The following is a 20,360-nucleotide window of genomic DNA, read 5'->3' as shown; positions in this document are numbered from 1 at the left end:
CCGCCGGTCCGGCCCTGGGTCGGACCGGTCTTTTCCCGGCCGGCTTTTTGGGCCATTTTAACAGGTACGGTCTTCATGACCTTCCTCCAGGGCGCCTCTCGGGGCGCCCTTTCTTTTTCGCGAAGGCCCTGGGCGCCTCTCGGGGCGCCCCTTCTTTTTCGCGAAGGCCCTGGGCGCCTCCCCCCGGGGGGCTTTCGTGTCCGAGGCGTGGGTCCCCCGGATGCGCTCCGGTGCCTCAGTGGGACAGCATGATCCCGGCGATCAGCAGAATTTCGCCCACCAGCACCCCGACGAACACCGAGCGGCGGAAGGCGAGGAAACCGGCGACGCCACCCGCCACCGCCCCCAGCCGAAGCATCAGCGGCACGGCGGCGAGCGCGCCGGCAGGCGCGAACAGCAGCCGCGCCACCACAGCGGCCAGAAGCGCCGTGGCCACCGCCTTCACCCAGTGGAAGACGGGACTGCCCTCCTCCAGCCTCCGCCCGGCGAGAACCGCCAGCGAGCGCCAGATCTCGGTGGGCAGGAAGCCCACCAGCACCACGATCAGCAGTGCTGCACCCTCGCTCATGGCTGCGCCCGTCATGACGGCCTCCGCCGGCGCTCCAGCAGCCGGCCGGCCACATAGGCGAAGGTGCCGCCGCCGATGCCGGCGATCATCAGGTCGAGGCCGCCCTCCAATCGCAGCGTCGCCGGCATGAGAAGGAAGCCCGCCGCCAGCGCCAGCCAGTCGGTCGGCCCTGTGGCGTTGCGCACCATAAGCACGGTGAAGGACAGCGGGGTCAGCAGCAGCAGGCCCGCGGCCAGCGGCGTCGGCAACTCGCCCGCCACGAGGAAGCCGGCGAGCGTGCCCATCATGCTGATGGAAACCAGCATGTTGCCAAGCCCGAGGGTGAAGGGCAGCCGCGCCTCCCCCGGCAGATGGGGCAACATCCGCAGCCCCTCGAGCCACACGGTCATGGCCACGTAATGGGCGCTCACCAACTCCCAGAACAGGCTGCGGCGCGGACCACGGATATAGGGCGCCACCGACACCACCATGGGCAGCAGCCGAATGGAGGAAATAGCCACCGCCAGCGCGACGGCCGGCAGGGCGGTGCCCGCCGCGATTCCGCCGATGAGGATCAGTTGCGCCGGCAGCGCCCACACCAGGAGCGTGGAGACGAGCCCCGCCCCGATGGGAAAGCCCACGCTCTGGAGCACCGCGCCAAAGCCGAGATAGCTCGCGAACAGCACGATGGCAGGCACCGACAGGCCGGCCTTCAGGCCCTTCAGGAACCAGACGGCCGGCGCATGATGCGCGGGATGGAAGTCAGGCGGGGCGGACACGCGGGGCTCGTTCCGGACACGGTTTCTTTGGCCGGACGCAAGCGCGCCGGCCAGTGATTACTGCCATAGCACATGCTTGTGGCGTGGGAAGGCGCCTTCACGCAGGCGAACCTCGGCGGCCATGCAGCCGTGGGGTAGCTGTGCATCACCCAGACCGGAAATGGCGGCGCATGCCAGAGCCGCGACGCCATCCCGACCATCGCGCATTGCCCCCGCGGGCTGGGGGCGCCATCTTGTGCCCAGCGTTTCGAATCGGTCGCCCTGCCGTGCTTATCGTTGACATTCCGTACCGCGACCCGTTCGCCGCCCTCCATGCCTTCGCCGATGCGCCCTATTGCGCTTTCCTCGACAGCGCAGCGGAGGGCGATGCGCGGGCGCGCTGGTCCTATCTGGGGGCCGATCCGTTCCAGGTCATCACCAGCGCGGCCGACGGCGTGCGCGTGGACGGGCGGCTCGTACCTGGAAATCCGTTCGACGTGCTGGCTGTCGCCCTGGCGGCCAATGCGGTGCCGGCCGAACCCTCCCCGGTGCCGTTTCGCGGTGGGGCCATGGGCTATCTGGGCTATGAGCTGGGCCGCCACCTGGAGCGCCTGCCCGCCCCCCGCCCGGCGACCCCGGCAATTCCCGAACTGGTGCTGGGCCTTTACGATACGGTGCTCGCCTTCGACCGGCTGGAGCGCCGCGCCTACATCGTCTCCACCGGCCGGCCGGAGCATGGTGCCGCCGCCAAGGAGCGAGCAAAGGCGCGGGCCGACGCCGTCCGCCGCCGGCTGGACAGCGCCCCCGCCACCGCGCCGGCGCCCGACTTTTCCCTCACCGGCCGCTTCGTGCCGGAACAGCCGCGCACGCAGGTGGAAGCCTCCATCGCGCGGGTGATCGAATACATCCGCGCCGGCGACATCTTCCAGGCCAACCTCACCCAGCAGATGCGCGCGGCGCGGCCGCGGGGCCTCAGCGACCTTGCTCTCTATGCCCGCCTGCGCGCGCTCTCGCCCTCCCCCTTCGCTGCCTTCCTGCGCGCGGGGCCGGACCTTGCCGTTCTCAGTGCCTCTCCGGAGCGCTTCCTGTCCCTCGATCCCGACGGACGGGTGGAGACGCGGCCCATCAAGGGCACCCGCCCCCGCAGCCTGGACCCGCAGGAGGACGCGCGGCTTGCCGCCGCCCTCCTCGCCTCGCCCAAGGACCGGGCGGAAAACCTGATGATCGTGGACCTGCTGCGCAACGATCTCTCGCGGGTCTGCAAGGTGGGCAGCGTGAAGGTGCCGGCCCTGTGCGCTCTGGAGACCTTCGCCAGCGTTCATCACCTGGTGTCGGTGGTGGAGGGCCGGCTGAAGGACGGCCTCGGCCCGGTGGACCTGCTCACCGCCTGCTTTCCCGGCGGCTCCATCACCGGCGCGCCGAAGATCCGGGCCATGGAGATCATCCACGAGCTGGAGCCGGTGCCGCGCGGGGTCTATTGCGGCTCGGTGTGCTGGATCGGCTTCGACGGGGCGATGGATTCCTCCATCGTCATCCGCACCATCACCCGCGCCGACGATACGCTGCTGGCCCAGGCGGGGGGCGGCATCGTGGCCGATTCCGATCCGGTAGACGAATATGAGGAGAGCCTGGTGAAGCTCTCGCCCATGCTGCGGGCCTTGTCGGGGGACGCATCATGAAGCTCTGGCTCGGCACAGGCCTCGTCGCGCAGGAAGATGCGCACCTCTCGCCGTTCGACCGGGGCTTCACCCTCGGTGACGGCCTGTTCGAGACCATGCGGGTGCGCCAAGGCGCCGTGCTGCGGCTTAAGGCCCACCTCGCCCGCCTCGCCACCGGGGCCGGCGTGCTCAGCCTGCCCCTTCCCGCGCTCGATCTTGCCGCCGCCCTTGCCGCGACGGCCGAGGCGAACGCCCTAACGGAAGGCGCGCTGCGCCTCACCCTCAGCCGGGGCACCGGCCCGCGCGGCGTGCTGCCCCCGGCCGAGCCCAACCCGACCCTCGTCATCACCGCCGCTCCCCTGCCCGCTCCGGCGCCGCCCGCGCGCCTCGTGATCGCGCAGGGCACCCGCCGCAATGATCGCTCGCCGCTGGCGCAGGTGAAGTCGCTGAACTATCTCGACAATATCCTCGCCCGCCAGGAGGCGGCGCGGCGCGGCGCGGACGATGCGGTGCTGCTCAATACGCGCGAGCGGGTGGCGGAGACCTCCATCGCCAATCTGTTTGCAGTGATCGGCGGCGATCTCCTCACCCCGCCCCTGTCCGAAGGCGTGCTGCCCGGCATCATGCGCGCGGCGGTGCTGGCCGAGGGCGCGGGCGAACGGCCTCTGACACCGGACGACCTCAGCCGGGCAGAAGAAATCTTCCTCACCTCGGCGCTGGGCATCCGCTCCGTCGCGGCGCTGGAGGGGCACGAGGTGACTGGACGCGCGGTCGCAGAAAAGCTGCGCGCGCGCATTCCGGGGGCCTGAGTGGCGCCGGTCCTGAGCACCGAGCGGCTGGTGCTGCGCCCGTGGCGGCCGGCAGACCGCGACGGCCTGTGGCGCATGCAGTCCAACCCCGCCACCATGGAATTCCTGATGCCGGTGCCCGACCGCGCTGCCAGCGACGCGGTGGCGGACCGGGCGGAAGCGCACTTCGCCCGCCACGGCTTCGGCCTGTGGGTGGTGGAGGCGCCCGGCGTGACGGACTTCGCCGGCTATGCCGGCCTCGTGCACGTGCCCTATGACGAGCACTTCACCCCGGCGGTGGAGATCGGCTGGCGGTTCGATCCCGCATTCTGGGGCCATGGCTACGCCACCGAGGCGGCGCGGGCGGCCCTCGGCTTCGGCTTCCAGACTCTCGGGCTGGAGGAGATCGTCGCCATCACCGTCCCCGCCAACCGGCGCTCGCGTGCTGTGATGGAACGCCTCGGCATGGTGTGGGACGCGGATGGGGATTTCGACCTGCCCACCATTCCCCTGGGCCATCCCCTACGGCGGCAGGTGCTCTACCGGCTCAGAGCCAAATACTTCTCGGCCTAAACCCCCGTTGCGACCGGGCGCGCCGGAAACCCTCCCCCGCACGCGGGAGAGGGGGCCGATAGCACTGAACCTGCCGCCTCAGGCGCCCGCCCCCGCCACTGCCTGCTCGATGAGATCGGCAGCACGCTTCACCCCGCCGCCTTCCGCCATCTCGTCGGCAATGCGCCGGGCGGCAAGGCGATAATCCGGCACGGTGAGCACCGCCCTCAAGGCATTGGCGAGGCGAACGCGGCTGGCGCGGCCGGCCGGCACCACCTCAGCCACGCCGGCATAAGCGAGGCGGGCGGCGGTGGCCGGCTGCTCGAAGGCGATGGGCATGGCCACCAGCGGCACCCCTTCGGCCAGCGCGTCCAGCACCGTGTTCATTCCGCAATGGAGCACGGCGGCGGCGCAGCGCTTCAGTACCTCCTGCTGCGGCACGAAGGAGCGCACCTCGGCGAGGCCCGAGAGCTGGGCCGCCTCCTCGTCCGACAGCATGCCGCCATGGGCGATGAGCAGCCGCGCCCCCACGTCCCGCGCCGCGAACGCCACCTTGTGGAACAGGTCGATCCGCCCACCCTGCAGGGTGCCGAGAGAGCAGAACAGGAGCGGCATGCCCTCCACGTGGGGCAGGGCCAGATCCATGCGCGGCACGACGGCGCCGTCGCGCCAGGGCGAGCCGTAGTGGAAGGTGGCGGGCAGCTCGGAGCGCGGAAAGTCCAGCCCCTTCGGCATCTGCGCCACGGTCAAAAGCGGCGAGAAGCCGCCGTCCGCGAACGGATCGAGCCCAAAGGCCGCGCCGTGGCGCTCCAGCACCCGGCGCATGGGCCGCATCAACAGGTCGGTGATGCGGTAGCCGCCCTTGTTCCACACGAGGCCCTGCTCGCTGGCATCATAGCGCCAGGGCACGAAGGGCGGCGGCACGCCGATCTCCCGGTTCAGCGGCAGCGCGGTGGCGGTGGAGACAACGGGCAGCTTGAGATGGCGGGCCACGAGGGTGCCCGCCGCCTCGGTCTGGTCGGCGATCACCGCGTCCGCGCCGATGGCCTTCAGCACGCCGGGCAGGTCGCGGCACAACATGTCGGTCTGCGCAGCCGTGACCTTCAGGGTACCGAGCAGGCCGAACAGGCCGGTGGGCGCGGCAAGGCGCGCCACATAGGCGTCGAGGGCGCCGGCGGGGTAGTCCTTCTCGCCCACAGGCGCGAACTCGGCGCCCTTGCCGGCTATGAGCCGGGCGGCATCGGCCATGTGTACGAAGGTGACGCGATGGCCCCGCGCGGTAAGCTCCCGGGCGAGCACCAGCAGCGGATTGATATGCCCCGGCAGCGGCGGGGCGACGACGGCGAAATGGGTCATTGAGGACGCGTCCAAAGGTGCGCGGGACGGGGCGGCGGCGCGCCCTTGAACCGCGTGGCGAGGGCCTGCGCGAGGCCACCCGCGAGAAAGCCGGCCTTCTGGGCCGTGGAGGTGGAAACGCGGGAATCCCACGCCTTCGGCCCGCGCCTGCGGACCTCGACGCCGATGGCGCGATAGACGCCGCGTGCCGCGCCCACCGCCGCCGCCGCGCGGAACGGCAGGGCGGCCATGCCGATGAGGGCCTGGTCGTAATAGGGCTCGGCCACGTCGAGCAGCCGCGCCACCGCGCCGGCCACCGCCGCGCGATGCTCCGGCGCGGCGATCCTAGCTTCCGGAACGCCAGCCTCGGCGAGGAAGGAAGCGGGCAGGTAGATGCGGCCGATGGCGGCATCCTCCATCACGTCGCGGGCGATGTTGGTGAGCTGGAAGCCGAGGCCGAGGTCGCTCGCCCGGTCCAGCACCACCTCATCCCGTGCGCCCATGATGAGGGCCATCATGACGCCCACCACGCCGGCCACGTGGTAGCAATAGATCAGCGTGTCATCGAGGCTCTCGTAGCGCCGGCCCTCCACATCCATGCGGAAGCCCTCCAGCAGCTGGAGGGGGTAGCGCTCGGGAATATCGTTGCGCTTCACCACCTCGGCGAAGGCGGCGAAGGCCGGGTGGGTGGAGGGCGCGCCGCGATAGGCGTTGCGGGTCTCCTCATAGAGGCCGTCGAGCCGCTCGGCGGGCGAGGCGGCGCTGGAAACCCGGCCGTGCCCCAGCTCCTGCCCGTCCACCACGTCGTCGCAATGGCGGCACCAGGCATAGAGCATCACCGCGTCTTCCCGCATGCGCGGGCCGAACAGGCGCGCGGCGGCGGCGAAGCTCTTGGACCCCTTCGCGATGGCCTCCTCGCTGGCGCCGAGGACGGCGGGCGCGGGCGCGTTCATCGGGGCGTCACACCGAGGTCCGCGAGGATGAGCCCCGCCGTGGCCTTGGCCGAGCCCACCACCCCCGGCACGCCCGCCCCCGGATGGGTGCCGGCCCCGGCAAAGTACAAGTTCCCGATCTTGGCATCGCGGTTGTGCGGCCGGAACCATGCCGACTGGGTGAGGATGGGTTCCACCGAGAAGGCCGAGCCCTGATGGGCAGACAGCTCATCGCGGAAGCCGAACGGGGTGAGGATGCGCGAGGTGACGAGGCTGTCGCGCAGCCCAGGCAGCAGCCGCTCTTCCAGATGGGCGAGGATGCGGTCGCGATAAAGTGGACCTTCCTTGTCCCAGTCGATGTCCGCCTTGCCCAGGTGCGGTACCGGCGAGAGCACGTAGAAGGCGGTGCAGCCTTCCGGCGCCAGCGACGGGTCGGTCACGGTGGGGGCGTGGAGATAGAGCGAGAAGTCGTCGGGCAGCTTCGGCCCCTTGAAGATCTCGTCCACCAGGCCGCGATAGCGCGGACCGAACAGCACCGTGTGGTGCTGGAGATGGTCCCAGGTGCGCCGCGCCCCGAAATAGACCACGAACAGCGACATGGAATGGCGCGACTTGGCCAGCCGCGCCCCTTCCGAGCGCCCGCGCGCCGCCCCGCGCAACAGGTGGCGATAGGTGTGCACTACATCCGCATTGGAGGCGACGAGATCGAAAGGCAGGGTTTCGCCGCTCTTGAGCTTCACGGCCGTGGCGCGCTGGCCTTCCACCACGATCTCATCCACCGGGCTCGACAGACGGATCTCGCCGCCGAGGTCGGTGAACAGCTTGACCATGCCCCGCACCAACGCGCCGGTTCCCCCGCGCGGAAAGAACACGCCCCATTTGCGCTCCAGCGCATGGATGAGGGCGTAGATGGACGAGGTGGAGAACGGATTGCCCCCCACCAGCAAGGAATGGAACGAGAAGGCCTGCCGCAGGTGATCGTCGCGGATGAAGCGCGAGACCATGGCATAGACCGAGCGCCAGGCTTCCAGCTTCACCAGCTTGGGCGCGGCCTTCATCATGCTGGAGAATTCAAGGAACGGCACCGCGCCGAGCTTGAGATAGCCCTCCTCGAACACCGCCTGCGAATAGGCGAGGAAGCGGCGATAGCCCTCCACGTCCGCCTTGTCGAAGGTGGCGATCTGGGCGTTGAGCGAGGCCTGGTCGTTCACATAGTCGAACTGCCGGCCGTCCGGCCACAGGAGCCGGTAGAAGGGCGAGACCGGCATCAGCTCCACATAGTCGGACAGCTTGCGGCCGGCGGCGGCGAACACCTCTTCAAGGCAGGTGGGATCGGTGATGACGGTGGGGCCGCCATCGAAGGCGAAGCCGTCCTGCTCATAGACATAGGCGCGTCCGCCGGGCTTATCGCGCTGCTCGAACACGGTGGTGCGGATGCCCGCCGCCTGCAGGCGGATGGCGAGGGAGAGCCCGCCGAAGCCGGACCCGATGACGGCGGCACGGCGGATGGTCTTGGTGGCATCGAGCATCATGGGGAACCGGGTGCGGCTTTCGTCTCAACAAGGCAGGAGAGCGCCCTGAACACCGATACGGGCGGGCGGCCCGAAAGGATGCGCGCCTTGTCGGCAAGGGTGAGGCGATCGGCGTAGAAGCGGGCGATCAGGTCTTCCGACAGCCCGTAGAAGCGCTGGAGAATGGCATAGCGCCGCTCCGGATCGGCGGCGCGGAACAGCATGCGATTGAGCAGGCGGAAGAAGCCGCGCCCGTTCCACGCCGCCGCCGCATGGGCGCGCATCGCCGCCGACAAAGCGGGGCCGGAGAGGTCGGCAAGCGCGCTCACGGTGTCGGCGAGCGCCAGCGCGTCGGGCAGGCTATAGCCGGTGGTGGGGTGGAACAGGCCCGCCCGCAGCCCCGCCGGCGCCACGCCCGCAGGTATCTCGCCGAGAAAGGCGTCGATGTCGCCGCCGAGCGCAATCGGCAAGATGCCGTCCTCCTCCCGCACCACATAGTCCACCACCCAGCCCTGCGCCGCGGCATAGGCGGAAATGCGGCCGCGCAACGCATCGGTGGGAAGCTCCGGGCCGTCGGCATAATAGGTGTCTTCCACCAGCAGCGTGTCGTCGTCCAGCGGCAGCACATAGACGAAGCGGTAGCCGCCCAACTGCTCCACCCGCGCATCCATGATGACGGGGCGGGTGAGGCCATGGGGCCGCGACAGGCGCAGTTCCTGCCCCAGGAAGGTCTGGTAGCCGAGGTCGAGATGGCGCGAGGCGCGCGGGCCGCGCCCATCCACCACGGCGCGGGCGTCGATGCGCTCGCCGCCCTCCAGCACCACATGGTCGGCCGCCACATGGGCGACGCGGGCATTGGTGCGGATGGCGGCGCACAGGCGCTCGTTCATCACCTCGGCCATGCGCTCGGAGGAAATGGTGGCGTAGCCGCCTTTGAGCGTGCGGGAAAAGGCGGGAAAATGCACCCCGTGCCCGGCCCAGCGATAGCTCTGGAAGGGGGCCAGAAAGGCGCGCTGGTCGGCGGTGAGATCGCTGTCGTGGCAGGACCAGCTGTGGTTGCCGCCCACGCTTTCGCCGGCTTCCAGCAGCAGCATGTGCAGGCCGGGGCGCTGGGCGGCGAGGCGCGCGGCCATCAGGCAATTGGCAAGTCCGGCGCCGACGAAGACGATGTCCATGCCCTTCGCGCCGCTCCTGCTTTGCCCCCCGCAAGGGCAATAGCCGCCACGCCCGCCCCTGTCACCCCCGGTGCCCGCATGCCGGGCCGGCGTGGTGGTCGCAACGCCGCTCACCGCGGCACGGCGGCCTTGTCGTCGTCGGCGGCGGCATGCAGGCCGGCGGCCTTCTGGGCGAAGAATTGGTTGATGCCCACCACCACCGTCTCGGCGATGCGAACGCGCCCTTCCGGCGAGGTAAGGAGCTTCAGGTCCTCCTTGCTGGACATGTAGCCGATCTCCAGCAGCACGGACGGCACGTCGTGGGCGCGCAGCACCCGGAAGCCGGCGGACTTCAGGGGCGAGCGGTGGAAGCGCACCGTGCTCTTCATGGCGCCCACCAGGGTGCGGGCGAGCAAGGCGGAGAAATTACGCGTCTCGCGCTGGGCAAGGTCCACCAGGATGCCCGCCACCTCGTCGCTTTCGTCGGAGAGGTCCACACCGGCGATAAGGTCGGCCTTGTTCTCCTTTTCCGCCAGATGGGCAGCGTCCGCGTCGCTGGCGGTCTCCGCCAGGGTGTAGACGCTGGCGCCCCGGGCCTGGCCGTCGCCGCGGGCGAGCGCATCGGCGTGGAACGACACGAACAGGTCGGCGCGATGGGCGCGGGCGATGCGCACCCGCTCCCCCAGCGGCACGAAGGTGTCGGTGGAGCGCGTCATGACGACGCGATAGGCCCCGGAGCGCTCCAGCAGATCGCGCACAGCGAGCGCGGTTTCCAGCACCACGTTCTTCTCGGCGAAGGCGGAATAGCCGGTCGTGCCCGAATCGATGCCGCCATGGCCGGGATCGAGCACCACCACGGGCCGCGTGTCCCCGGTCTCCGGCGGCACAATGGGGGTCGCGGGCAAGGCGGTGCGCTGGGCGGCCGAACGCGCCGCCGTGCGGGCGAAGCTGTCGGGATCGGTCTTCACCAGGTCCACCACCAGGCGGGCGGGCTGGTCGTCCACCGGATCGAGCACGAAGGCCTTGTCGATGGCCACCGGCCCGGTCACCTCCAGCACCATGCGCGCCTTGCCCGGCGCGAACACGCCGAACCGGTAGGCGGCCACCAGTCCCCGTTTCAGCTGGTTCGATTCGGGCCGCAGCGCGAAAGCGACCTCCGGCAGATCGAGGATCACCCGGTAGGGCTCGGCAAGGGTGAAGGCGTGAAATTCCACAGCCCGATCGAGATCGATCACGAGGCGCGTGCGCTGGGCGTCGCCCGCAAGGCGGGCATCCCGCGCCGTGGCGGGGCCTCCATCGACCGGTTTTTCCGCCACCGGCTGAGCTTGCGCCGGCGCATCAACCTCCCCGGCGCGCAGCGGCGCGGGGGCCAGAAGAGATGCCGCAAGCATGAGCACGCCCAGAAATGCAGCGGGCAAACCGTTGCGGAGCCTTGTCGCGGCCGGCATCAGGGCACGGCCAGGCCTGCGGTTCGGATCCGGGTGCAGCTCAGGGCGCAGCTCGGGGCGCAGGTCCATGGGCATCCCATCTTGGCTCGATCGCAGGATCGGGACATTGAAGGACGGCAGGCTTAAGGCGGGGTCCGTAAACGCTCCGTTGATGAAGCGTTATAGCCTACGGAAACGAGGAAGAGGACGCATAAACCTTGCCAAGCAGGAAGTTGGGCGGGTAAGAATGGTGGGGTACACAGTTCGCGTTCCGGAACAGGCCCTTCGGCCCCGGCTGCCGCGGCTGCCGCAGGACAGTGTTTCTTCGATCCCGGGCGGGCCGCTGAGCGCGCCGGATGCCCGGAAGTGCGGGAACACTCCCATCGCCGCTGGCGGCTCGACCACTTTCGTGGAGCCCCGTGGTGAGCGCCCGACCGGCGCTCGATGCGACAGCCCCACCGGCCGCCTCAGCCGAAGAGCCGCAAGGGACGATCTGGGGAATCGGGCGAACGTGTGCCGTGGCCGGAACGAGGCGCCCGCCTTTCATCCGGCCTGAACCCTTCATCGAGGAACGGGTAGCCGAGGGCATGGATTTTTCTCCGCACGACAGGCGCGTTCTGCGCGCCCCCGTGTGCCCCGACGTCGAGGGTCGTAGCGACACGCCCCGACGCACCTGTTTCTCCGTTTCATCCTCACGTCATCACATCCGGCGCCCGAGCGGCCCGGCCACCCCGCAATGGGGTGCGCCTGGGCGGCTGTCGCGGACCTTTGCCCGCGGCGCCGTGAAGAGAGAATTCCATGGCCAACAAGATGCTCATCGATGCGACCCACCCGGAGGAAACCCGGGTCGTGGTCGTGCGCGGGAACAGGGTCGAAGAGTTCGACTATGAGTCGGCGTCCCGCAAGCAGTTGCGGGGCAATATCTATCTGGCGAAGGTGACGCGCGTGGAGCCCTCGCTCCAGGCCGCCTTCATCGAATATGGCGGCAACCGCCACGGCTTCCTCGCCTTCAGCGAGATCCACCCTGATTATTACCAGATCCCCGTGGCGGACCGCCTCGCGCTGATCGAGGAGGAGGAACGCGCCGCCCGCCTCGCCGACGACGAGGCCGAGCTGAAGGACCGCCGCCGCGAGCGCGGCCGGGCCCGGCGCTCCAGCTCCGACCGCACCGTGAGCGAGCCCGTCGAGGAAGCCGAGACCATCCCCGCCGAGGGCTCCGGCCAAGACTCTTCCAGCTCCGAACCGTCCAGCTACGAACCTTCCAGCCTCGAGGCACCCTCGGATACCACCCCGTCCAGCGCTTCCGAATTCGGTGAGGCGCACAAGGGTGACACCAGCGAGACCGGCCAGCCCGAGGCTGAAGCCTCCTCCTGGCAGGACGCCCCCGCCTTCGAGAGCGCGCACCCCGAGCACCACGCACCCGAGAGCGTGACCGACCTGCTGTCCGCCGCCGAGGCTGCCGAAGCGTCCTCCGAGGCCCGCGAAACCGAGTCCGAGGCCGCCTATGGCGCGCCCCTGCCCGCCCCGCAGCAGCAGCATGCCGACGCTTACGCCGACCTGCGCCACCAGGAAGCCCCCGAGGGCGAGACCCACCCCGCCCCCATCCTCGACATCGAGGAGACCCCTGCCGAGATCCGTCGCGCCGACCCCCGTCCGGTCGAGGACGACGAGGATGAGGACGAGGACGACGGCGATGTCGACCAGATCGACGAGGAAGAGGAGATCGAGCATCTCGGCGCCGACGACGACGCCATGGAAGAGGTGCCCGAGCGCGCGCCGCAGCGCCGTGCCCGCTCCTACAAGATTCAGGAAGTCATCCGCCGTCGCCAGGTAATGCTGGTGCAGGTGGTGAAGGAAGAGCGCGGCAACAAGGGCGCCGCCCTCACCACCTACCTCTCCCTGGCCGGCCGCTATTCCGTCCTGATGCCCAACACCGCCCGTGGCGGCGGCATCTCCCGCAAGATCACCAATGCCGTGGACCGCAAGCGCCTGAAGGAAGTGGTGCAGGACCTGGAGGTGCCGGAAGGGATGGGCATCATCCTGCGCACCGCCGGCGCCAACCGCACCAAGGTGGAGATCAAGCGCGACTTCGAATACCTCCTGCGGCTGTGGGAGACGGTTCGCGAGCTGACCCTGTCCTCCGCCGCGCCGAACCTGGTCTATGAGGAAGGCTCGCTCATCAAGCGGGCCATCCGCGACCTCTACAACAAGGACATCGACGAAGTTCACGTGGCCGGCGAGGAAGGCTATCGCGAGGCCAAGGACTTCATGCGCATGCTCATGCCGAGCCATGCCAAGTGCGTGCTGCCCTATCGCGAGCCCCAGCCCATCTTCGCCCGCTACGGGGTGGAGCAGCAGCTCGACGCCATGTTCTCCCCCGTGGTGCAGCTGAAGAGCGGCGGCTACATCGTCATCAACCCGACGGAAGCCCTGGTCTCCATCGACGTGAACTCGGGCCGCGCCACCCGCGAGCACCATATCGAGGACACCGCGCTCAAGACCAACGTGGAAGCCGCCGAGGAAATCGCCCGCCAGTTGCGCCTGCGCGATCTCGCCGGCCTCATCGTGGTCGATTTCATCGACATGGAGGAGAAGCGCAACAACCGGGCGGTGGAGCGCAAGCTCAAGGATTGCCTGAAGAACGACCGGGCGCGCATCCAGATCGGCCGCATCTCGCACTTCGGCCTTCTGGAGATGTCGCGTCAGCGCATCCGCACCGGCGTGCTGGAAAGCTCCATCGAGGTGTGCCCGCACTGCGGCGGCACCGGCCACGTCCGCTCGGCGGCCTCCGTGTCGCTCCAGCTGCTGCGCGCGCTGGAAGAGCAGTTGCTGCGCGCCGCCACCCACAACCTCTATGCCCGCACCCGCACCGAGGTGGCGCTCTATGTGCTCAACCAGAAGCGCGCCCACCTGCGCGAGCTGGAAGAGCGCTTCTCCGTCACCCTGGCCATCGTCGCCGACGAGAGCGTGACCGGCCACCAGCCCTTCATCATCGAGAAGGGTGAGCTGGCCGTGCCGCCGGCCCCTGCGCCGCGCCCCAGCTCCGTGGTGCACCCCGATTCCATCCTGCTCGACGAGGATTATGCCGAGGAGGAGGACGAGGAGATCATCGAGGAGACCGCCGAGGCTGAGGCCGAAGCCGGTCCCGAGGCCGAAGGCGAGACCGGCGACCGCGCCGACGACGGCAATCGCAAGCGTCGCCGCCGTCGCCGTCGGCGGCGGGGCGAGAAGGACGAGACCCGCGAGGGCAGCGCCGAGGGCGAGGAGGAGGACGATGCCTCCGCCGAAACCCAGGATGGCGACGAGGGCGAAGGCGAGGAGGACGACCGCTCCGAGGAGGAGCGCGCCGCCGATGCCGAGCGCACTGATGAGGAAAATGCCGAGCGCCGCCGCCGTCGTCGCGGCCGTCGCGGCGGCCGGCGCAACCGCCGGGAACGCGAGGGCGAGGGCGACGCCCCGCTCGCGGCCGGCGAGACTGATGGCGAGGATGGCGACGACACCGATGCCGTCGCCGAAGGTCAGGACAGGGACGGCGATAGCGATGGCGAGGCGGAAGCCGCTCCCGCCTTCGAGGTCCTCATTCCGGTGACCACCGCCGAAGCGTCGGAGGCCCCCGCCGCGGAAATCCCCTCCGTGCCCGTGATTTTCACCCCCGCGCCGGTGCCGGCCGTCGTGGAGAAGTCCGAGCCGGAAGCCGTTGTGCCGGCCAAGCCGCGCCGTCGCTCCACGGTGCGCGAGAAGGCGCCGGTGATCGTCACCGCCGAGACGACGGCGGCGGAACCGGAGGCTAACGCCGCCGGAGTATCCCCTGCCGAGGCCGCGGCCGTTGAAGCGCCTGCGGTCGAAGCGACGTCCCAGGAGGCGCCCGCCGAGCAGGCGCCGGCCCCGGAAGCTGCTGACCAGCAGTCTCCTGCTTTCGAGACCGCCCACCGGGAGACGCCCGCTCCCGAGCCGGCGGCCCCGGCCAGCGAGGAGAGCGCGGCCAGCAAGAAATCCGGCTGGTGGCAGCGCAAGCTGTTCGGCGGCTAAGGCCAATCCTGCTGCTCTGAGGCTTGCTGCCCTAAAGCCTCGTGACCCTTTGAAACGACGCCTCCCGGTCCTCCGGGAGGCGTTTTCGTTTGCCGGCGGTACCGGCCGCGTCGCGAAGCGGCCACGTTTGGCCGCCATAGGCTCTGATCTGCGATTCCTCTCCACGTGCGGTGCCGACTTGCGCATTCCACTCGCGCGGACGTGACAGGGAAGTTGCGCTGCCGGCACCGGCCCCGCACTGTGGGGCCTTCGCACGGGAGTGAAGTCGCGCTATGCGGTGCCGCGCCTGATGGGGCGCCGTGGGAGGGAACCGGCGAAATGCGGTTGATCTTGAGGTTTCTGGGGTTCGTTTTCGCGCTCACCACCGTGGTGCTGCTCGCCGGTGCGGCGGGCGCGACCTATTTCGTGTGGAAGTACTCCCAGGACCTCCCCGACTACTCGCAGCTGCAGAATTACGAGCCGCCGGTGATGACCCGCGTGCACGCAGCCGACGGCGCGCTGGTTGCCGAGTACGCCAAACAGCGCCGGCTCTACATTCCCATCCAGTCCGTGCCCAAGCTGGTGATCGAGGCCTTCCTGTCGGCCGAGGACAAGAATTTCTACGAGCACGGCGGCATCGACCCCACCGGCATTTTCCGCGCCGCGGCCTTCTATTTCCAGAATTACGGCAAGAACGTCCGGCCCCAGGGCGCCTCCACCATCACCCAGCAGGTGGCCAAGAACTTCCTTCTCACCAACGAGGTGTCCATCGACCGCAAGGTCAAGGAAGCGCTGCTCGCCCTGCGCATTGAGCGCACCTATTCCAAGGACCGCATCCTCGAGCTGTATCTCAACGAGATCTATCTCGGCATGGGCGCCTACGGCATCGCCGCAGCGGCGCTGGTGTATTTCGACAAATCGGTGGACGAGCTGAACGTGCAGGAAGTGGCGTATCTGGCCGCCTTGCCCAAGGCCCCCTCCTCCTACAACCCGTTCCGCGACCGCTCCCGCGCCACCGATCGCCGCAACTGGGTGATCGACCGCATGGTGGAGAACGGCTTCATCACCGCGCAGGAAGGCGAGGCGGCCAAGAAGTCGCCGCTGGACGTGACCCCGCGGGCCACCGGTGCGCAGATCTTCGCCGCGGAATATTACGCAGAGGAAGTGCGCCGGCAGATCTATGAGCGCTACGGCGAGCGCAAGCTCTACGAGGGTGGGCTTTCGGTGCGAACGCCGCTCGATCCCAAGCTGCAGGTGCTGGCCAAGAAGACCCTCACCGACGGCCTCGTGCGCTATGACGAGGAGCGCGGCTGGCGCAAGCCCGTCACCCATGTGGACCTCTCCGGCGGGGTGGACTGGGGCGTGAAGCTCGGCGAGGTCAAGGAACTCACCGACATTCCCTGGCGCCTCGCCATCGTGCTGGATGTGGGCAAGGACAATGCGCGCATCGGCCTCCAGCCGCCGCGCACCAAGTCCGGCGCACGCTCCACCGACCGCGAGGTGGGCCTGATCCCGGTGGACGGCGCCAAATGGACCCGCCGCCCCCTGCCGCAGGTGCTGAAGCCCGGCGACGTGATCTATGTGGAGCCGCTGGGCGACCGCACCGGCCAGTGGCGCCTGCGCCAGCTGCCGGGCGTGGAAGGCGCCATGGTGGTCATGGAGCCCACCACCGGCCGCGTGCTCGCCATCTCCGGCGGCTTCTCCTACGACGAAAGCCAGTTCAACCGCGCGACGCAGGCCATGCGCCAGCCCGGCTCCTCGTTCAAGCCGTTCGTCTATTCGGCGGCGCTGGACAACGGCTACACCCCCTCCACCATCGTCATGGACGCGCCGTTCGAGCTGGAGCAGCAGGGCCAGGCCACGTGGCGGCCGGAGAATTATTCCGGCAAGTTCTACGGCCCGCAGACCCTGCGCTTCGGCCTGGAGCAGTCGCGCAACGTGATGACGGTGCGCCTCGCCAACGACGTGGGCATGCCCATCGTCGCCGAATATGCCAAGCGCTTCGGCATCTATGACGACATGCCGCCCTATCTCGCCATGGCGCTCGGCTCGGGCGAGACCACCCTGCTGCGCATGACCGGCGCCTACGCCATGATCGCCAACGGCGGGCGCAAGGTGACGCCCTCGCTCATCGACCGCATCCAGGACCGCTACGGCCACACCATCTTCAAGCACGACGAGCGCGAATGCCGCGGCTGCGAGGCGGACAAATGGGACAACCAGCCTGAGCCCAGCCTCGTGGACCGCCGTCCGGTGGTGCTCGACCCCATGACCGCCTATCAGATCACCTCCATGATGGAGGGCGTGGTCCAGCGCGGCACCGGCACCGCCCTGAAGGAACTGGGCAAGCCCATCGCCGGCAAGACCGGCACCACCAACGAGGAGAAGGACGCCTGGTTCATCGGCTTCACGCCGGAAATCGTGGTTGGCGTCTATCTCGGCTACGACAAGCCCAGGCCCATGGGCAAGGGCTCCACCGGCGGCCTCATCTCGGCGCCCATCGTGCGCGACTTCATGAAGACCGCCATCGCCGACCGCCCGGCCATTCCGTTCCGGGTGCCGGCGGGCATCAAGCTGGTGCGCATCGACCGCAAGAGCGGCCAGCGCGCGGGCGCCGGCGACAGCTCCATCCTGGAGGCCTTCAAGCCCGGCACCGCCCCGCCGGACGGCTATAGCGTGGCCGGCTATTCGGGCACCGATGGCGCTTCGCCCGAGCCCGCCGCCCCCGTGCGCACCGGCGGTGGCCTCTACTGAGACCAATGGCCTCGGTCGCTGGCCGAGGCTGGTGGAACGTGCAGGGATAGGCACGCTTGAGTGTGCCCGCTCAAGCCCCGCGCGGGCTCGAAATGGCCTGGGGTGTCGAGCGCCCGGGCCATTGGCATCCGCCGCGGCCTGCGGCCGGCGCGCCCGTTCGGCCAGACCGGGGCGATTAACCGAGGCACACCGGCTTTCTGTACAACATCTCCGGATTCGATAAGCTGCCCCTGGAGCAGGTCGAGCCGGTGGACCGCGGAGCCGTTTCCAGGACGGCATCCGGTCCCCGGATCGGCCGTCCGGGGCAAGCGGACGTATCGTGCCCCGGGTCGTCCGCCATGCGCCCTGTTGGCGCGGAGCCGCAGCCATGGGCAAGACGATCACCGTTCTTCCGTCGGCCGCCACCAGCCGGGCTGCGGATGCCATGGTGTTCATGGACGAGAACGGCATCGTCACCTTCGTCAATGCGGCGGCCGAGCGGCTCTGGGGCCTGTCCGCCCCGGCCATGATCGGCCGGGATGCCCGCGTGGTCTTTCCGGCGGGGCTCCGCTTCGACCCTGGCCGCCTCTGGATCGTCGAGGACATGGTCGGTACCGACCGGCAGGTGGTGATCGCGCACCCGGACGGCTCGAATGCCTTCGCCCTGGTCCGCGTGGCGCAGGTGCAGCACGCCGGCAAGAGCGGCTATGCAGCGGTGGTGCAGCGCCTGCCCGGACCGGCGGGCGCGGCCGGACATATGGGCATCCTGTCCCTTGTCGCCGAGAAGACCGATCGCGGGGTGGTCGTCACCGATGCCCAGCGCCGAATCGTCTACACCAACCGGGCCTTCCAGGAGATGCTCGGCTATGCCGAAGGCGAAGCCGACGGTCGCCCGCTGTCGGACCTTCTCGCCTCCGGCAAAGGCGCGGCCGAGCTTGCCGCGCGCATCGACCACGGCATCCAGCACCGGGTGCCCTTTCCGGAAGATATCCCGCTGCGTGGCGCATCGGGCAACGAGGTGTGGGTCTCGGCCATCGTCACTCCGGTGCTCAGCCAGGCCACCGGCGCCCTTGAGCACGTGGTCGCCGTGCTGGCCGACATCACCCACACCCGCCTCATGGAGGACCTGCAACGGCAGGTGCTCGCCGCGCTCGCCGCCGACGCGCCGGCCCGCGACATTCTGGAGCTTCTGTGCCGCAAGGTGGAGGGCCTGGCCCCCGGTGTGCTGTGCACGATCCTCGGCGTCACCGCCGACGACCGGCTGACGGTTCTGGCCGCCCCCAGCCTGCCGGCCGCGTTCTCGGACGCGGTGGAGGGCCTGCGCATCGGCCCGAAATGCGGCAGCTGCGGCACCTCGGCGTTCCGTGGCGAGGCGGTGATGGTCGAGGACATCGCCAGCAGCCCCCTGTGGGAGGATTTCCGCCACCTCGTGCTTCCGGCCGGTATCAAGGGCTGCTGGTCGCTTCCTGCGAAGCTGCGCAGCGGCAAGGTGGCCGCCACCTTCGCCTTTTATTTCCCCGGCCCGCCGTTCGCGGCGCCCTGGCTCGAAGGCGTCGTCTCCCTCTGCTCAGACCTGTGCGCGCTGGTTCTGGAGCGCTCGGAAGCGCGCGACCGCATCGCCACCCTCGCCAGCATCGACACGCTGACCGGCCTGTCCAACCGCGGCCGGCTTCTGGAATCCCTGTCCGACCTCATCGCCGAGGCCGGCGAACGGGACGAACCGCTCGCGGTGCTGATGCTCGATGTGGACCATTTCAAGGATGTGAACGACACCCTCGGCCATTCCACCGGCGACGCGCTTCTGGTGGAGATGGCCCGGCGCCTTAAGGCCCAGTTGCGAACCGGCGACGCGGTGGGCCGCACCGGCGGCGACGAATTCGCGGTGCTGGTGCACGATTGCGGAGCGGAAGAGGCCGCACGCATCGCCCGCCGCCTCATCGACTACATGGCTGCCCCCATTCCGGCGCAGAAGCTGCACCTGACCATGTCGGCATCGGTGGGCATCGCCCTTTATCCCCAGCACGGCGCCTCCGCCGAAACGCTGCTCCAGCATGCCGACACCGCCATGCACGAGGCCAAGCGCAAGGACAGGGGCCGATTCCAGTTCTTCACCGAGGACCTGAACAAGAGGGCGGAGGACCGCCTGGTGCTGTCCGTGGCCCTGCGGAAGGCGTTGCAGAACCACGCGCTGCGCCTGGTCTACCAGCCCCAGGTCACGCTTTCCGGCGGCGCGCTGCACGGCGTGGAAGCCCTGGCCCGCTGGTCCGATCCGGTGCATGGCGAGGTTCCCGCGCCGCGCTTCATCGCCCTTGCCGAGGAATACGGCTTCATCGACACCATCGACCGCTGGGCGGTGGAAGAGGTGTGCGCGCAGATGGCCCGCTGGCGTGCCGAGGGGCTCGCGGTGCCCCACGTCTCGGTCAATCTCTCCCCCCTCAGCTTCCGCACCGGCGAGATCGTGGGCGTCATCTCCCAGGCGCTGAAGCAGCACCGGCTGGCCCCCAACGACCTGCGGATCGAGATCACCGAGCGGGTGACCATGGACCAGAATCCGAACTCGTTCGCCATCGCCCGCTCCATCGACGCACTGGGCGTGCGCATCGCCATGGACGATTTCGGCACCGGCTATTCGAGCCTCAGCGCCCTGTCGCACCTGCCCATTGCCGAGTTGAAGATCGACCGCTCCTTCATGCTGAGCATCGAGCAGGACAAGAATGCCCTGGCCCTGGCCACGGCGGTGATCCTCATCGGCCAGAGCCTTGGCATGACGGTGGTGGCGGAAGGCGTGGAAACGGCGGCGCAGGCCGACCTGCTGCGCGGCCTCGGCTGCCACGCCGCGCAAGGCTATCTGTTCGCCCGGCCGTTGGAGGCGGCGGATGTGGCCGGCTGGCTGTCCACCCCGCTCCACCCGGCGGGCCCTGACGGCGCCGGCTCCTGACCGGAGGAGAGCGAGCGCC

General features: G+C 69.5%; 13 protein-coding genes. 6 read left to right on the top strand and 7 right to left on the bottom strand.

Annotated features, from left to right (window positions below; genetic code table 11):
- Positions 1-235: 235 nt before the first annotated feature.
- Both FBQ73_RS13605 and FBQ73_RS13600 read right to left on the bottom strand, forming a co-directional pair.
- Positions 236-583, bottom strand: coding sequence for an AzlD domain-containing protein (locus tag FBQ73_RS13605; protein ID WP_138400023.1), 348 nt, complete (start codon positions 581-583; stop codon positions 236-238).
- A complete protein-coding gene (locus tag FBQ73_RS13600; protein ID WP_246089698.1) occupies positions 580-1,326 on the bottom strand; it encodes an AzlC family ABC transporter permease in 747 nt (248 codons plus the stop codon). Before FBQ73_RS13600 ends, FBQ73_RS13605 begins: the two co-directional genes overlap by 4 nt.
- Positions 1,327-1,592: 266 nt before the next feature.
- Between FBQ73_RS13600 and pabB the strand changes: the two genes are divergently transcribed.
- From pabB to FBQ73_RS13585, 3 genes are read left to right on the top strand one after another with little or no spacing between them, the layout of a single operon-like run.
- Positions 1,593-2,984, top strand: coding sequence for an aminodeoxychorismate synthase component I (gene pabB, locus FBQ73_RS13595; RefSeq protein ID WP_246089697.1), 1,392 nt, complete (start codon positions 1,593-1,595; stop codon positions 2,982-2,984).
- A complete protein-coding gene (locus tag FBQ73_RS13590; protein WP_138400021.1) occupies positions 2,981-3,772 on the top strand; it encodes an aminotransferase class IV in 792 nt (263 codons plus the stop codon). The genes pabB and FBQ73_RS13590 overlap by 4 nt, the downstream gene beginning before the upstream one ends.
- The gene (locus FBQ73_RS13585) at positions 3,773-4,324 is read left to right on the top strand and encodes a GNAT family N-acetyltransferase (RefSeq protein ID WP_138400020.1); all 552 of its coding nucleotides are present in this window, start codon (positions 3,773-3,775) and stop codon (positions 4,322-4,324) included.
- A 78-nt stretch (positions 4,325-4,402) separates the two neighbouring features.
- Here the strand turns inward: FBQ73_RS13585 and FBQ73_RS13580 are convergent, their stop codons facing one another.
- From FBQ73_RS13580 to FBQ73_RS13560, 5 genes are all read right to left on the bottom strand, one after another.
- Complete coding sequence (locus FBQ73_RS13580; RefSeq protein ID WP_138400019.1) at positions 4,403-5,659, bottom strand: glycosyltransferase; 1,257 nt, start codon at positions 5,657-5,659, stop codon at positions 4,403-4,405.
- Positions 5,656-6,591: a phytoene/squalene synthase family protein gene (locus FBQ73_RS13575; protein WP_138400018.1), complete on the bottom strand. Its 936-nt coding sequence runs from the start codon at positions 6,589-6,591 to the stop codon at positions 5,656-5,658. The genes FBQ73_RS13580 and FBQ73_RS13575 overlap by 4 nt, the downstream gene beginning before the upstream one ends.
- The gene (locus FBQ73_RS13570; RefSeq protein ID WP_138400017.1) at positions 6,588-8,102 is read right to left on the bottom strand and encodes a phytoene desaturase; all 1,515 of its coding nucleotides are present in this window, start codon (positions 8,100-8,102) and stop codon (positions 6,588-6,590) included. Before FBQ73_RS13570 ends, FBQ73_RS13575 begins: the two co-directional genes overlap by 4 nt.
- Positions 8,099-9,256, bottom strand: coding sequence for a lycopene beta-cyclase CrtY (gene crtY / locus FBQ73_RS13565; protein WP_138400016.1), 1,158 nt, complete (start codon positions 9,254-9,256; stop codon positions 8,099-8,101). The genes FBQ73_RS13570 and crtY overlap by 4 nt, the downstream gene beginning before the upstream one ends.
- 110 nt (positions 9,257-9,366) lie before the next feature.
- Positions 9,367-10,626, bottom strand: a complete 1,260-nt coding sequence (locus FBQ73_RS13560; RefSeq protein WP_138400115.1) for an N-acetylmuramoyl-L-alanine amidase — start codon at positions 10,624-10,626, stop codon at positions 9,367-9,369.
- 834 nt (positions 10,627-11,460) lie between these two features.
- Between FBQ73_RS13560 and FBQ73_RS13555 the strand changes: the two genes are divergently transcribed.
- The 3 genes from FBQ73_RS13555 to FBQ73_RS13545 all read left to right on the top strand — a co-directional run bounded on the left by FBQ73_RS13555 (position 11,461) and on the right by FBQ73_RS13545 (position 20,341).
- Complete coding sequence (locus FBQ73_RS13555) at positions 11,461-14,691, top strand: Rne/Rng family ribonuclease (RefSeq protein WP_138400015.1); 3,231 nt, start codon at positions 11,461-11,463, stop codon at positions 14,689-14,691.
- A 318-nt stretch (positions 14,692-15,009) separates the two neighbouring features.
- Positions 15,010-17,424, top strand: coding sequence for a penicillin-binding protein 1A (locus tag FBQ73_RS13550; protein ID WP_138400014.1), 2,415 nt, complete (start codon positions 15,010-15,012; stop codon positions 17,422-17,424).
- A 367-nt stretch (positions 17,425-17,791) separates the two neighbouring features.
- Entirely contained in the window at positions 17,792-20,341 is a 2,550-nt protein-coding gene (locus tag FBQ73_RS13545) for an EAL domain-containing protein (protein ID WP_138400013.1), read from the top strand.
- The last annotated feature ends 19 nt before the right edge of the window (positions 20,342-20,360 follow it).

This window comes from Xanthobacter autotrophicus (assembly GCF_005871085.1).
GTDB lineage: Bacteria > Pseudomonadota > Alphaproteobacteria > Rhizobiales > Xanthobacteraceae > Xanthobacter > Xanthobacter autotrophicus.
This window is presented reverse-complemented; position numbering and strand designations above follow the sequence as displayed.

Bases quoted from the DNA above. Each gene is read 5' to 3' on its own strand.
- FBQ73_RS13605 (WP_138400023.1), bottom strand. From the start codon at position 583: ATGACGGGCGCAGCCATGAGCGAGGGTGCAGCACTGCTGATCGTGGTG.
- FBQ73_RS13590 (WP_138400021.1), top strand. From the start codon at position 2,981: ATGAAGCTCTGGCTCGGCACAGGCCTCGTCGCGCAGGAAGATGCGCAC.
- FBQ73_RS13580 (WP_138400019.1), bottom strand. From the start codon at position 5,659: ATGACCCATTTCGCCGTCGTCGCCCCGCCGCTGCCGGGGCATATCAAT.
- FBQ73_RS13575 (WP_138400018.1), bottom strand. From the start codon at position 6,591: ATGAACGCGCCCGCGCCCGCCGTCCTCGGCGCCAGCGAGGAGGCCATC.
- FBQ73_RS13570 (WP_138400017.1), bottom strand. From the start codon at position 8,102: ATGATGCTCGATGCCACCAAGACCATCCGCCGTGCCGCCGTCATCGGG.
- crtY (WP_138400016.1), bottom strand. From the start codon at position 9,256: ATGGACATCGTCTTCGTCGGCGCCGGACTTGCCAATTGCCTGATGGCC.
- FBQ73_RS13560 (WP_138400115.1), bottom strand. From the start codon at position 10,626: ATGCTTGCGGCATCTCTTCTGGCCCCCGCGCCGCTGCGCGCCGGGGAG.
- FBQ73_RS13555 (WP_138400015.1), top strand. From the start codon at position 11,461: ATGGCCAACAAGATGCTCATCGATGCGACCCACCCGGAGGAAACCCGG.
- FBQ73_RS13550 (WP_138400014.1), top strand. From the start codon at position 15,010: ATGCGGTTGATCTTGAGGTTTCTGGGGTTCGTTTTCGCGCTCACCACC.
- FBQ73_RS13545 (WP_138400013.1), top strand. From the start codon at position 17,792: ATGGGCAAGACGATCACCGTTCTTCCGTCGGCCGCCACCAGCCGGGCT.